The 12,394-nt window shown below is 41.5% G+C and carries 15 protein-coding genes; 9 read left to right on the top strand and 6 right to left on the bottom strand.

From position 1 onward, the window contains the following. Position 1: 1 nt before the first annotated feature. The 5 genes from ACLL8Z_RS01120 to ACLL8Z_RS01100 all read left to right on the top strand — a co-directional run bounded on the left by ACLL8Z_RS01120 (position 2) and on the right by ACLL8Z_RS01100 (position 5,058). The gene (locus ACLL8Z_RS01120) at positions 2-406 is read left to right on the top strand and encodes a hypothetical protein (RefSeq protein ID WP_411272903.1); all 405 of its coding nucleotides are present in this window, start codon (positions 2-4) and stop codon (positions 404-406) included. A gap of 82 nt (positions 407-488) precedes the next feature. After that, on the top strand, positions 489-674 hold the full coding sequence (locus tag ACLL8Z_RS01115; RefSeq protein WP_411272902.1) for a hypothetical protein: 186 nt from the start codon (positions 489-491) through the stop codon (positions 672-674). A gap of 294 nt (positions 675-968) precedes the next feature. Further along, entirely contained in the window at positions 969-1,685 is a 717-nt protein-coding gene (locus tag ACLL8Z_RS01110; RefSeq protein ID WP_411272901.1) for a 3'-5' exonuclease, read from the top strand. 55 nt (positions 1,686-1,740) lie between these two features. Further along, the gene (gene rnr / locus ACLL8Z_RS01105) at positions 1,741-3,870 is read left to right on the top strand and encodes a ribonuclease R (RefSeq protein ID WP_411272900.1); all 2,130 of its coding nucleotides are present in this window, start codon (positions 1,741-1,743) and stop codon (positions 3,868-3,870) included. 213 nt (positions 3,871-4,083) lie between these two features. Beyond that, on the top strand, positions 4,084-5,058 hold the full coding sequence (locus tag ACLL8Z_RS01100) for a polyprenyl synthetase family protein (protein ID WP_411272899.1): 975 nt from the start codon (positions 4,084-4,086) through the stop codon (positions 5,056-5,058). Between the two features lie 49 nt (positions 5,059-5,107). Here ACLL8Z_RS01100 and rpmA read toward each other — a convergent pair whose 3' ends face one another. From rpmA to ACLL8Z_RS01080, 4 genes are all read right to left on the bottom strand, one after another. Continuing rightward, complete coding sequence (gene rpmA / locus ACLL8Z_RS01095; protein WP_411272898.1) at positions 5,108-5,584, bottom strand: 50S ribosomal protein L27; 477 nt, start codon at positions 5,582-5,584, stop codon at positions 5,108-5,110. Between the two features lie 106 nt (positions 5,585-5,690). Then, on the bottom strand, positions 5,691-6,002 hold the full coding sequence (gene rplU / locus ACLL8Z_RS01090; RefSeq protein ID WP_079701537.1) for a 50S ribosomal protein L21: 312 nt from the start codon (positions 6,000-6,002) through the stop codon (positions 5,691-5,693). Positions 6,003-6,179: 177 nt separating this feature from the next. After that, positions 6,180-6,680 (bottom strand): hypothetical protein, encoded by a 501-nt coding sequence (locus ACLL8Z_RS01085; protein WP_411272897.1) that lies wholly within the window; start codon positions 6,678-6,680, stop codon positions 6,180-6,182. A 41-nt stretch (positions 6,681-6,721) separates the two neighbouring features. Continuing rightward, on the bottom strand, positions 6,722-8,128 hold the full coding sequence (locus tag ACLL8Z_RS01080) for a dicarboxylate/amino acid:cation symporter (RefSeq protein ID WP_411272896.1): 1,407 nt from the start codon (positions 8,126-8,128) through the stop codon (positions 6,722-6,724). Positions 8,129-8,266: 138 nt separating this feature from the next. Here ACLL8Z_RS01080 and ACLL8Z_RS01075 point away from each other — a divergent pair, with 138 nt between their 5' ends. The 4 genes from ACLL8Z_RS01075 (at position 8,267) to ACLL8Z_RS01060 (ending at position 10,607) form a co-directional block, all read left to right on the top strand. Continuing rightward, positions 8,267-8,899, top strand: a complete 633-nt coding sequence (locus ACLL8Z_RS01075) for a hypothetical protein (protein WP_411272895.1) — start codon at positions 8,267-8,269, stop codon at positions 8,897-8,899. A 67-nt stretch (positions 8,900-8,966) separates the two neighbouring features. Continuing rightward, the gene (locus tag ACLL8Z_RS01070; RefSeq protein WP_411272894.1) at positions 8,967-9,485 is read left to right on the top strand and encodes a hypothetical protein; all 519 of its coding nucleotides are present in this window, start codon (positions 8,967-8,969) and stop codon (positions 9,483-9,485) included. Between the two features lie 38 nt (positions 9,486-9,523). After that, positions 9,524-10,018, top strand: coding sequence for an RNA polymerase sigma factor (locus tag ACLL8Z_RS01065; protein WP_411272893.1), 495 nt, complete (start codon positions 9,524-9,526; stop codon positions 10,016-10,018). After that, the gene (locus tag ACLL8Z_RS01060; RefSeq protein ID WP_411272892.1) at positions 10,005-10,607 is read left to right on the top strand and encodes a hypothetical protein; all 603 of its coding nucleotides are present in this window, start codon (positions 10,005-10,007) and stop codon (positions 10,605-10,607) included. The genes ACLL8Z_RS01065 and ACLL8Z_RS01060 overlap by 14 nt, the downstream gene beginning before the upstream one ends. Before the next feature lie 130 nt (positions 10,608-10,737). On the opposite strand, the gene ACLL8Z_RS01055 is transcribed toward ACLL8Z_RS01060, so the two are convergent. Together ACLL8Z_RS01055 and ACLL8Z_RS01050 are read right to left on the bottom strand one after the other, a co-directional pair. Continuing rightward, entirely contained in the window at positions 10,738-11,541 is an 804-nt protein-coding gene (locus ACLL8Z_RS01055; protein ID WP_411272891.1) for a hypothetical protein, read from the bottom strand. Positions 11,542-11,546: 5 nt separating this feature from the next. Beyond that, positions 11,547-12,394, bottom strand: an 848-nt coding sequence (locus tag ACLL8Z_RS01050) for an APC family permease (protein ID WP_411272890.1), incomplete at its 5' end; no start/stop codon positions are given.

Below are 12,394 nucleotides of genomic sequence, written 5' to 3'. Positions count from 1 at the left end.
TATGAAGAAAGATCTGCCAGAGAACATTGTGGAAAATGTATCCATCGCAGTCGTGTTGGAGAGCTCAAGCCCGGAGTCCAAGAATTGGAATGTATATGTGATGAACTTTAAAGAGCAGGCCATTGAGACAGTTTTGGTAAGTTCCAAAGGCTATGGTGATAAAAATGGTGAAGCGGTGAAAACTTCCATTCTTCGTCACGCCATAGGGAATATCGAACCTCGTGATTTTGCAATGATTGAAATAATAGATGAGCAGGTATTTGGGCTAACCAATGAGTACTGGCTTAGCTATTATATCAAGGGACAGATTTATGATAAGAAGTTTATTTTTGTTCCGGAAAGTATAGTAGAATCAAATCTCATTCGAATTCCTATATTAAACAAGCCTGGAGTGATGATCGGTTGATAAAATTCCGACTTTCTGGCGCTGTTTATGTTTCCAATGGCACAGTACTTGATATTGTAAGGGTAGAATTAACATTACTCAAATGGAAGTCATATTAAAAGTATCGAACACCGCCTACCCTGATGGAACCCTTGTTAAATATTTATTTGGGATGAAACAGCCTGAAATCATATATTCCGGTATGCAAGTCAAAAAAGACATGTGGTTGAAAAAAGCAGGAAAACAAATTATGAAGCTCAGGAATCAGAGTTCATTGTTAGAGGGATAAAAGGCGGGCGTATATTTTACCTCACATAGCTCTGTATTGCAAAGCATACGATCTTGCGTCTGTATGTTTAAATTTTGAATGTTTCCGTCAGCTGAAAATTATAGTCTAAAAAATTATCCACACTTTCGACCAAAAAATGGTGTGTCATGCTGACTTTTATAATGCTAGTATGGCAAGCTTTATATTAGCGCCGAACCCTTTTTCGTGAACGTTTAGCTGACCGTTTGCTCAACACCTTACCCATTCATATCTACAACAATTTAGATAATTGTAATTTCAGCATTAAATGCCAATATGCTGGAAAACGTCAACCTACATCAAATCTTAGTGCTTGATATTGAAACAGTGCCCCAATATTCATCCTTTGAGGAAGTTCCTTGTCAATATCAAAATTTGTGGGAGTATAAAACCAGATTCCACCGAAAAGATGGGCAAAGTGCATCTGATTTTTATTCAAATGGAGGTATTTGGGCAGAATTTGGAAAGATAATTTGCATTTCTGCTGGTATATTCTCATCCGAAAAAAACCAACTCTCGTTACGAGTTAAGTCATTCTATGGAGATGAGGAAAAAGTAATTCTAGGATTGTTCAGCACAACATTAAAAAAGCTTTCAGAAAGCCATATTCTTTGCGCCCATAATGGAAAGGAATTCGACTTCCCTTATCTTTGCAGAAGGATGCTTATAAACGGCATTCCGATACCATCACCATTGGATATACAGGGGAAAAAACCCTGGGAGGTAAATCATGTCGATACGATGGATCTCTGGAAATTTGGCGACTACAAAAATTACACGTCGCTAAACCTGCTGGCCGCGGTATTTGATATTCCCTCTCCGAAGGATGATATTGACGGTAGCGAAGTTCATCGTGTTTATTGGGAAGAAAAAAACCTCCAACGCATAAGGACTTATTGTGAGAAAGATGTAATAACTACCTCTCAGCTCCTATTAAAATTTAAATCCCTTCCACTGCTGACTTCCGGACAGATCATAATAGTGGAAAATTAAGGATATTAAATCCTTAATTATACCTTATCCTTATCTTAGTGAAAAATAGTGAAAAATGTCAAATAAGAAACCTAATAACTTTAATCTGGTATTAACGAAGCTTATAAGCGATGTATTCGAAAAATCGGGGAATAAGGCGTTAAATTACAAACAAGTTGCTTCAAAACTACATCTGCATGATGATGAATCGCGCAACCAAATATTACAAGTTTTAAAAGATGAAGCCCGTAAGGGTTTGCTTTCCGAGCCTGAAAGAGGCAAATTCATGCTGAAAGAGCTAAAAACATTCGTAACTGGAAAGGTTGACATGACCGCCGACGGATCAGCTTATATTGTTAGCGAAGATGAGTTTGAAGAAGATATATTTATTGCACCCCGGAAACTGAGAAATGCCTTGCATGGAGATATAGTAAAGGCCTATGTATATGCAAAAAGCAAAGGGCGGAAAAAAGATGGTGAGGTTGTAGAGATTCTCAAAAGGGCCAAAATGGATTTTACAGGAGTTATTAAATTATCAGAAAGATTTGCATTTTTTGTTCCTGATGATCGCAAAATGCTTCATGATATTTTCATACCCCTGGATTCCCTTAATGGCGGAAAGGACAATGAAAAGGCAATTGCACGTATCACTGATTGGCCAGAAGATGCCAAAAATCCAATTGGAACGATAACTCACGTGCTTGGAATGAAGGGTGAGAATAATGCCGAGATGAACGCAATTCTCGCTGACTATGGCTTTCCACTTGAATTTCCTGCACCTGTAGAGAAAGAAGCAAACGTGATAGTCGATGAAATCACGTCAGTAGAGATTGCTAAACGTCGGGACTTTCGAAGTATTTTAACATTTACTATAGACCCTGCGGATGCTAAAGACTTTGACGACGCTATATCATACAAAAAACTTGAAAACGGGAATATAGAAGTTGGTGTACACATTGCAGATGTATCACATTATGTAATTCCTAACTCAGCGCTGGACAAAGAGGCGTTTGAGAGGGGCACGTCGGTATACTTAGTCGACAGGGTTATTCCAATGCTTCCTGAACGGTTGTCCAATGGATTATGTTCTCTACGGCCCAATGAGGATAAATTATGCTTCTCAGCAGTCTTTGAGCTCGATCATGAAGCAAACATTATAAGCGAATGGTTTGGCAAGACCATCATCCATTCTGACACGCGTTTTAGTTATGAACAAGCACAAGAAGTACTCGAAAATAAAGCAGGAAAACACATGGAAGAGCTTCTGAAATTAAACGAATTAGCCTATAAATTGAGGGATCGTAAATTCAAACATGGAGCTATCAGCTTTGAGAGCACAGAAGTGAAATTTCGCCTCGACGATAAAGGGAAACCCCTGGGAGTTTATGTTAAGGAACGTAAAGATGCTCATAAGCTTATTGAAGATTACATGCTTCTGGCCAATAAAAGGGTTGCGGAATTTATTGCTAAAAAAGGAAAAGGCAAGCAAAAACTGATCTTTGTTTACCGTTCTCACGATTCACCGAAAGAGGACGCTCTTCTCAGTTTTTCCCAGTTTGCTCTTAAATTTGGCTACAAGATCGACACCAGTTCCGGCCGCGAAATTGCGCGCTCACTGAATTTTCTGATGGCAGATGTAGAAGGCAAAAAAGAGCAAAACGTTCTAACCCAGTTAGCTATCCGATCTATGGCAAAAGCAGTCTATACGACTAAGAAACATAGTCATTATGGATTGGCGTTTGATTTTTATACTCATTTCACCTCTCCCATCAGGAGGTATCCGGACGTGATGGTTCATCGTTTATTGGAGCTTTACCTCGCCGGCGGAAAATCAGTAAATGAGGAGGAGTATGAAAAAATGTCGCTGCACTCATCTCAGATGGAAAAGAAAGCCGCCGACGCTGAGCGTGCCTCAGTAAAATATAAACAGGCCGAGTATCTCGAAGGTAATATTGGCCAGGAATTTAACGGGATCATTTCCGGACTTACCGAATGGGGAATGTATGTAGAAATCATTGAAAATAAATGTGAAGGAATGGTACGTCTGCGTGATCTTAACGATGATTTTTACGTTCTTGACGAAAAGAACTATTGCATTATTGGCCAGAGAAGAAAAAAGAAGTTCCAGCTTGGTGATGAAGTGACGATTATGGTTAAGAAAGTAGACCTTGGGAAACGGCAGATAGATTTTTCATTGGTGCACTGATGTCTGAGGTCCGATGTCTGAGGACTGAGTCTTTATCCTGTGTGCAAATGGTTTGGTGAATATAAAAAGACCCGTCGGGTATGGTGGCTGACCTACTTGTAAATCCTTGCTGCCTTTAAGAGTTAGCATTTCACCGTAGATGAATTCTTGCATCTTGATACTTGATTGCTTCATAAAGAAGTTTTGGTAATTTAGCGCCCCTAACCCAATTGAATGCACTCTGTACAAGAACTTCAGAAAATAATAAATAAGGCAATTACTGATACAGTATATACCGAAAAACCTGCCGAACTATATGAGCCGATAAGCTATCTGATGGATATCGGAGGCAAGCGCATGCGGCCTGTTCTTGTCTTAGTGTCTACTGAACTTTTTGGAGGGGATGTAACAAAGGCTCTGAACGCCGCAATTGGTATCGAGCTCTTCCACAATTTCACCTTGATGCATGATGATATAATGGATAAGGCCCCGCTTCGGCGCGGGAAACCAACCGTTCATGCAAAATGGAGTGAAAGCGCTGCCATTCTATCAGGCGATGTAATGTTTGTGGAAGCTTATAAAATGATAATCAGAGTAGAAGATACAATTCTGAGAGAAGTACTAGACATTTTCAGCAGGACTGCATCGGGAGTGTGTCAGGGACAACAAGCGGATATGAATTTTGAAAACCGTGGAAATGTTAGTATTGAAGAATATCTTCATATGATCAAACAAAAAACAGCAGTACTGCTGGCTGGAAGCATGCAGATTGGTGCACTTATTGGCGGTGCTGACCAAAACCAGGCTAGGCTTATTTATGAGTTTGGAGAAAACCTGGGACTCGCATTTCAGCTACAGGATGATATTCTGGATGTTTATGGCGATCCGGAAAAATTCGGCAAACAGGTTGGTGGTGATATCCTTGCCAACAAAAAAACCTTTTTACTCATTAAAGCAAAAGAGTTAACAGCTCAAAATCAGAGTTCAGAACTTGCTTGGTGGCTTGATGGAAAAACTCACGATCCCATTGAAAAAATCAATGCGATAACGTCAATCTACGACAGTCTCGGAGTTAGGAAACTTGCAGAAAGACAAATGGAAGAATTTGTGCTAAGGGCCCTTGCGGCTCTTGATGAAATCTCTGCAAAAAACGATACTAAGATTCTATTAAAGAATTTTGCAGAAAGCCTGCTGGTCCGCGAACATTAAAAAAGCGCCTTGCTTTTCTGCAAGACGCTTCCGGTTTTGTTATTTAATATTATAACTCTTCTGACGGAGCAAGAGGTTCTCCAACTTCTTCCTTTTTGACAGGAGCTTTTTTCGCCGGAGCAGCTTTCTTTGCTGCTGCCTTCGGTTCAGCAGTTTCTTCTTTTTCAGCTGCCGCTTCTTTAACGGGAGCCTCAGCCTTTGGAGTAGCCTCTGGTTTTGGAGCAGCTGCCTTTTTAGTCTTTACTGGTGCATCTTCCACAACAACTTGTGCTTCTCTTGGAAGAATAGACACATATGACTTATCGTCAAATTTCTTTTTGAACATTACAGTACCATCAATCAAAGCAAATAACGTATGATCTTTACCGATACCAACATTTTTATCAGGATGGTGTTTAGTACCGCGCTGACGCACGATAATATTTCCTGCAATTGCAGCCTGACCACCGAAAATCTTAATACCCAGACGTTTGCTATGTGACTCGCGACCGTTTCTGGAACTACCGGCTCCTTTTTTATGTGCCATTATATTTTATGTTTATGAATTGTTGCCAATTCCGGATGTTAAACTAATCTTTTAATTGTATCAAGTATCAGGTATCAGGTATCAAGTACAAGTTACCGGATCAAACTTATAAGGTAATACCTGTAATTTCAATTTTCGTGAATTGTTGACGATGACCGTTTTTCTTTTTGTAACCCTTACGGCGTTTCTTCTTGAAAACGATTACTTTTTCACCTTTTAAATGAGACACGATCTTAGCTGAAACTTTGGCTCCCTTTAATGCATCTGCACCAATGGAGAATTTACCACCATTCTCAGCTAATAACACGTTGTCAAATTCAATACTAGCGCCTTCATCTCCCTGTAAACGGTGTACAAAAAGATATTGGTCTTTAGCAACTTTAAATTGCTGTCCGGCTATATTTACTATTGCGTACATTATTAATTGTTTTTTTAAATGAGGTGCAAATATAGGAATTAGTTTTGTGAATAAAAAGAATTCTGAGGTCGGAAGTCGGAAATCGGAGGTCGGAGAAAAATCGTAACTTGAACGGTCATCCTCAGACCTCAGACCTCAGACCTCAGACCTCAGACCTCAGACCTCCGACCTCCGACATCACTCCCTATCTCTCACATCATTGATCATATTACTAATTTCTGTGATAAGCGACTTCGCAGCATCATTAAGCTTTGGGTTTTCATTATTCTGAGCATCAAAAAGTACATGTTTGGTTTTACCCTCGTACTTAAACTCTATATAATAATGAGGTGAATTTGTACTGTGGTTAGCACTGCCTTTCCCGGAAATTTCCTCGGGAAAATTCCAAAAACCAAGTTCAGTAGCTTTTCTGTGCAGATAAAGCAAATCATCTTTTCGAAATTTAACCTTTGTCTTTACTAAAGAATCCCGGCTATCTTTGAATTGATAGTCACCAGTTTTGGAATTAAAAGTATTATTAAGGCTGTCGCCCAGTCCATATTTAAAAGTTATCGACTCAAAGTCGGAAAATCTGTAAGGCGCGTTTTTTACCATAATGGAATAGTAATAAACGCAGTAAAGCAGAAATGGTGTAATTATACAAATAGCAAGAAATATTTTCTTTCCTCTTTCGGTCATCTCGGTTACAAGGCAAATAAAAGCCCGTTTTAAATTAAAAATTAAATCTCGTCTTCCAGTTTATGAATTCGGTTTTCATTGGGTGCACTTAGTTCTACCGGGGGGTGGAATTCTCCTTCCCATTTGGCAATAACAACCGTCGCAAGACAATTACCGATAACATTCACAGAAGTCCGCGCCATATCCATTAATTCGTCGATACCGAGAATTATAAAAATTGGCCAAACTGGCATCCCGAAAGACGAAGCTGTACCCAATAAGATTACCAGCGAAGCCCTGGGAACACCAGCCACTCCCTTGCTTGTAAGCATCAGCGTAAAAACAATGAGTAACTGCTGACCAAAAGTAAAATGAATCCCCGCAGCCTGAGCCACAAAAATTGACGCCAAGGAAAGGTATAGAGTGGTCCCGTCCAGATTAAAACTATAACCTGTGGGCATTACAAATGCAACGATCTTACGTGGAACTCCAATTCTTTCCATCGCTTCCATAGCTCGTGGAAGCGCAGCTTCTGAGCTTGTTGTTGCAAAAGCAATAGACACGGGTTCTGCAATTGCCTGAAGGAATTTCTTGATTGGTAAGCCGATAAATAACCCGATCGGAAGCAAAACTCCAAACAAAAAGACTAACAGGGCTACGTACAGAGTAAGCAATAGCTGAAATAAATTTACCAGGATTCCGAGACCCATATGGCCCACTGTGTATGCGATGGCTGCTCCAACACCGATTGGCGCAAAGTACATGATGATATTAGTGAACTTAAACATCACTTCTGAAAGGCTTTCAGTTGCCCTAAGCATCGGTTGGCGTTTATCTTCTCTAACCATCGCCAATGCAATCCCAAACAAGATACTAAATACTACAATTTGAAGAATTGCTCCTTCGGCGATAGATTTGGCGATATTCTCGGGGAAAATATGCAGAATTACATCATTGAACGATTGTGGCGGCACTACAGGCAATTCCTCCTGAGCACCCGGAGGAAGAGTAATTCCCATACCTGCCTTTGAAATATTAATGGCGGCAAGGCCTATAAATAGAGCTATGGTAGTTACAACCTCAAAATAAAGAATGGATTTCCAGCCCATACGACCTACCTGCTTTAGATCGGAGTGTCCGGCAATACCATAAACCAATGTCGCAAAAAGCAGGGGTGCGATAATGGTCTTGATCATTTTCAGGAAGACCTTGCTCAATACCTGGAGCTTAATACCGGCTTCGGGATAGTCGTGGCCAATTTCTGCACCAACTACCATGGAAATCAAGATCCAGGTAGTGAGTGATTTCTTTTTAAACCCATAAAGGAATAATCCAGCAATAGCAAGCCATCTTGAGAACATTAAGGCTGAATGGTTAACCGGAATAATATTGTAGTGGTCTATGAAAGCGAGGAGAGCGGCTACAGAAACAACTATAAGGGCAACTAATCCAACATTTTTAAATTTCATATTTGGGGTTTAGCGTAACGGACAAAAGTAAGTAATTGGATTTACATTGGTGAACTGAGGAATCAAAAGATATAGGGCACTATTTTATGCAGAAATGATCAGCAAAATCACCAACTTTAAGCCAACTTTACCTGTATTATGAAAGCTTTCGAAAAAAACCAAACTGCAAACAGTAATTTCCGCCACCTTTTAAAATCACGTCATTGCCTCTTTGCCTTCTTCTCAGCGATATTATTCTCCTGCAACACTGGGCCGCTGACCGACGTTCGGGTAGCGGATCAGAAATCCTTGGTCAGAGTTGTAAAAGAAGTGAGAGATCAGGCATCAAGTGTAGCGCTGACTGACCCTAACAGGCCCGTGATGATTGATATTGCTGTTAAAAGGGTCAAGGCCTATATAGTTGATACTTTGAAAGCACAGTTCACTGGCTGGGATGTGAGGGTGCTGGATAATACAAAAACAGACCCCAATGGCAGTGAGATCAGGATCGCATTTGGAATTAGCATTAATGGTTTTAATCTCGAAGAAACAGCGAGATATAAGTCCATTGTATTTAAAAAATGGTTAAGTGATGCTCAGCCTCCACTTCGCGACAGGCTTCTGGCACTGCAAGTGGGCGATCACGTGAAAATCACTGGCTCTTTTGTATCTCGTGACAAAAGGATCGATGTTGATCCCTACAACGAAAAAGAATACAGGAAATCAAAAAATATTTTCTCCAACCCGGAATTTAGAGTGGATATTACGGACGTACTAATGGTCGAAGATTGATTTGAATCTCCTTAGGAAATTCACTTAGTAGTAAGGAATTTTATGCCGATACAGTTTTGACAGAAACATGAAACCCGAAAAACTAAGTGATATTAAGAAAGAGCTGGCAGGCCTTACGGTGCAAGAGCTAACAGAAATTTGCCTCCGCATTGCCAGGTATAAAAAAGAAAATAAGGAATTACTTAATTATTTGCTTTTTGATTCTGAGGATCCGCTTTCCTACGCCGAAAAGTTGAAAGCTTTTTTGGAAGAAGATTTCAAATCAATACAAAAAAGCTACTATTACAGCACTAAGAGCCTTCGCAAAATTCTTCGATTAATGAACCGATATGTAAAATACACAGGCAACAAACAAGTTGAAATTGAATTGTCTCTTTGGTTTTGCAATAGTTTTCTGTTCTACGCGGATCTTGGAACCAGCCATAAACCTCTTCAAGGGCTATTAATTCGTCAACTGGAAAAGATTAGTAAAATACTCCCCAAATTACATGAAGACTTACAGTTCGACTATCAGGGTGAATTCGAAAACTTGATCCACACAGCAGACGACAAGGCAAGGTGGGTAAGTAAAAGCCTTTATTTGTAACAATAGAAGTCCCGCAATATCTAAATAAAAATAAACGTTTGAGCAAAGAGGCGCTTTTCAAAGAAATTTTTCAGGCCAATTCTAAAAAGATCTACCATTTGTGTTATGGGTATACAGGCGACGATGACACCGCCAATGACCTGATGCAGGAAACTTTTATGAAGGTCTGGCAAAATCTTGACAAGTTCCGAAACCAGGCTCTTATATCTACCTGGATCTATCGCATTGCTGTTAATACCTGCTTATCATACCTCCGTGTAGAAAAACGTCAGCCAAAAGATGAGCTTACCGAAAACATTATAGAAACTAAAGGTGAAGAGGTATCAGATAAAAATGAACAGGTTGCTTCCCTGTATAAATGTATTGCACAGCTTGAAGAAAATGAACGTATTATCATAACAATGGTATTAGATGAAGTGCCCTATGCGGAAATAGCAACAATCTCCGGTATATCAGAAGGAAACCTGAGGGTTAAAATTCACCGGATTAAACAAAAACTGACTCAATTATTTAATAAAAATGAAAGATTTTGAAGCACTAAAAAATATCTGGCACAACCAGGTAGCGCTGCCGAAAGTCAGTCACGAGGATGTATTAAAAAAAATAAGCAAGACCAGAACCGGCCTCGCAAGCAGGCTGCTTATTGAAATGGTGGGAATGGCCCTGGCTTCTGTAATGCTTATTTATGTGTGGATAGAAAGCCCATTCAGGATGTGGACCACTCACCTTGCAATGGTTATTTTTACGGCCTGCTGTCTTTACTATCTTTTTGCATTAATTAAAAATTATCGCCGGATAACCTACGTCAGCCTTCTTGAAAAGCCCGGGGAATATATACTCTATCTCAAAAAATATAAACACGACAGATTTATCTTTAACACAAGAAAATACCGGATCTACTCAATTTTCTTTACCACGGGCTACATTCTTTACTTTATAGAGATCGCCTTCCTCACCGAATTATGGGTAACGATATCCGTAATTATTTTCACGTTTCTTTGGATCGCTCTATACTATTTCGTTCTGATGCGCATCTATATCCGGAAAGAGGAATCTAAACTCGAAGATCTGATTCAGAATTTAGAAAGACTGGAAAAGCAGTTTGAGGACGCGGAATGTTGAGATGAACGGTGTATGTTAAGTTAAGTTGTAAGTAATAAGTGGTAAGTGGTAAGTGGTAAGTGGTAAGTGGTAAGTGGTAAGTTCGTCATCGCATCGCAACGAACTTACCACTTACCGTTAAGCACTATGATTAGACCCCGCACCCTATCTCAAATTCCTTGATCTTCACCGGCTTTCCGTTTTTCATCTCGAACGCACTCGCAAAGTCGCCTTCGTAATAAAAGCCGTAAAGGACGATCTCCATTGTTCCGTCGCCGTTCAGGTCCGCGATCGCTGAGATGTGGTTCTCTGTCGGAGCTCCAAACGTGACCCTCTTCAGGACGAAGTCGCCTTCCAGAAGGTGATCGGTCACTACTTTTCCAACTGACTTTCGAACGATGACAAAAGAATAGTCGCCGACTGCGGCGGACGATGACAGACCATTCTTATAGTATGTCGCGGATAAGATCACTTCCTCGATTCCGTCGCCTTCGAGGTCGACACGGAAAGCTTCCTTGATTCGAACTACTGGTCGTACAATTCCTTTCTTTCGGAGAAACTTTGTCACAAGAGACTTGTACGCGGCATTATCCAGCCCGATCGCTTTCGGAACGCGCGGTACAGGATTCCATTTCGCAGCCGTCCCAATTGCAACACCGTGATCCTGTTCTAGCTCAAACTCGAAGCGGGTAAAATCCTGACAGACATCCTCCTGTTCGCCTTTCTTACCAGACGTAACGCCGCCCTCCTCAACACCATTCCATCCGACGAGGACAAATTCCGTCTCGGACTTTGTCGTTGGTGCAACTCTGACCGGTGCGATCCATTTGCCGTTTTGCACGCCGCCCAGCAAACCGCGGAATTTTAATTCGACGATCGGGACGATCGGACCCTGGCTAGAAACCTGGATAGTGCCCGCGAGTATAAAGGCAAGCATTAAGATTGTGTGTTTCATATAGTTCAAGACGACGTGGCCTTGCTCGATTTGTTCGCCAGCCTATAGCCGAGGTATATCATCAGCCCACTCACCAAGGCAATAAATATAGCGAGCCCTTCTTTTGCGAAGTCGACGTTCGTGAGTAGCCAGACAATTAGGCCGATCGAAAGGACTGCGGCGAGGATCCCCAGAGGCGCCCGGAAGCGGGCTGGCGGGACGTCGCTTCTCTGTCGGAATACGGGAAGAGCAAGACACGTCGTCGCGTAGACGAGAAGTCTCGTCGTAGTAGCGATTGTAACGGCCGAGAGAAACGACGTGAAGATCGTGAGAGCGAAAATGACGACGCCGGTGACGATGATCGAAACAAATGGCGTCTTGTACTTGTCGTGAGTTCTGGCCAGGACCTTCGGCAACTCATCTCGCTCCGCCATTGCGAAGGGAATTCTCGATGACGCAAGAAATCCACTGTTCAGATTTCCTAACACCGAGACCAGTGCACCGATCGCGATGAATCCAGCTCCGGCCACACCAATAAACTGTCCCGCGGAGTCAGCGAGAGGAGTTTTGGATCCCGCCAGCCCAGGCAGTGTACCGATCGCAACTAGCTGGACAAGGAAAAACAAAACGACGCAGAATCCGAGAGCGGTAAGCAATGCGAATGGAACATTCTTCCCCGGATCTTTGATCTCGCCCGCGGGTATGACGGCGGCCTCGAATCCGACGTAAGCGTAGATAAGAAGAAGGACGGCCGCAGGGAAGCTAGCGTACTCGGGTACCGTCGAGAAATTGAAATTTGCCGGTTCGATGAAGAACAGGCCGATCAGAGCAAACAGCAGAAGAGGAATGAGTTTGCCGACGGTAAAGACGTTGG

It is taken from the genome of Daejeonella sp. (genome assembly GCF_046590655.1).
Lineage (GTDB): Bacteria > Bacteroidota > Bacteroidia > Sphingobacteriales > Sphingobacteriaceae > Daejeonella.
This window is presented reverse-complemented; position numbering and strand designations above follow the sequence as displayed.